Genomic DNA, 1,238 nt, shown 5'->3' with positions numbered 1-1,238 from the left:
CCACTGTGTCGGGTCAACGATCCCCGATCTTTAATCACATGTGACTGGCGGCGATGCTCTTCAAGCCAGCGATGCTGTCCCATTCGATAAAATGGCAAAAGCAGGTTTTCAATTGAGCGCCCTTTCGATCATCATTAGCGATCAAGATCACAACTGATCCACCACAACGCCCGAGGGCAAAGCTCTCAGAGCAGTATCAGGGGGAAGCGAGAGCACAGTGGAAAGGGAAGCCCCCTTAAGGGCGAGATAGATCGACGTTAGTTCGCCAGCTTGATGCGATCATTGACACCATGGAGAGATCGTCGCCAACCATCTGGAGAAACCGAAGGCTGCGGTCTCGATGGGTTATGCGCGAGTGACCATGTGCTGCCCCCTCGACCTGCATATGGGTCATCAGACAACCTCGGGTCAATGGGCGGGAACGCGTCCGCAATGGGTCCAATCGTCACTTTGGCCGCGTGCCGTTCTCTTCCGGTCTACCCCTGTGAACGGACATCGTCAGACCGCCCCGGCATGTCTCACACGGGCCCAAATCCGGACATCGTTAGCACGACGCCCAGAGTCATCGGCATCGCACTACTCGTTCGGCATGGCGATGCCATTTGGACCCTCCAGCATCCGCTGCGGCCAGCAATTGCAACCCTGTTCGCGGCCATGAGCGCTAGGATTGCGTGTGTCCTCCTTGCTCAGGCAGCGAAGACGAAGCGTGTGCCAGTGTAGGAGCGCAGGAGCTTGTCCGGTATCTCGGCTTTTGCCATTTCGTAGAACGGCTCGCCAGTGCAGTGCAGTGGAATGACGTAGTCGATGTCGATACCCTTCAGCGCTGTGATCGTGTCGCGCACATAGTCCTCTTTGTAGGGCGCGAGATGGAACCCGCCGATCACCGCATGAACCTTGCTGATACCCGAAGCCTCTTGGGCTTGTTTGATTGCGTTAATTACTCCGCGATGGCTGCAAGACGTCAACACGATCAATCCGCGGCCTTTCAGATTGAATGCGGTGGCGATCTCGTGACGGAACTGGTCCGGGACGACAGCCTTCGTCCGTTCGTCCTCCGGAAGCTTGTCGGCATAGCATCCAATGCCGTGGTCCACGCCGATCTTCATGGCGCTGGGGGACAGCAGCTTCTCAAAGCTCGTTTGGCCGATGTGCCCCGTAGTGAAGCCGTGATCGGCGACCAGTGCCGGCCCTTCTGCATAGGTCACCGCAACATTGGCACCTTCCAGTGCCTTGCGATC

Annotated in this window: 1 protein-coding gene; it reads right to left on the bottom strand. The window is 57.4% G+C overall.

Annotated features, from left to right (window positions below; genetic code table 11):
• Positions 1 to 686: 686 nt before the first annotated feature.
• Positions 687 to 1,238, bottom strand: a 552-nt coding sequence (locus tag XI09_RS01245) for an MBL fold metallo-hydrolase (protein WP_271565332.1), incomplete at its 5' end; no start/stop codon positions are given.

It is taken from the genome of Bradyrhizobium sp. CCBAU 11386 (assembly GCF_028128955.1).
In the GTDB taxonomy this organism is placed as follows: domain Bacteria; phylum Pseudomonadota; class Alphaproteobacteria; order Rhizobiales; family Xanthobacteraceae; genus Bradyrhizobium.
This window is presented reverse-complemented; position numbering and strand designations above follow the sequence as displayed.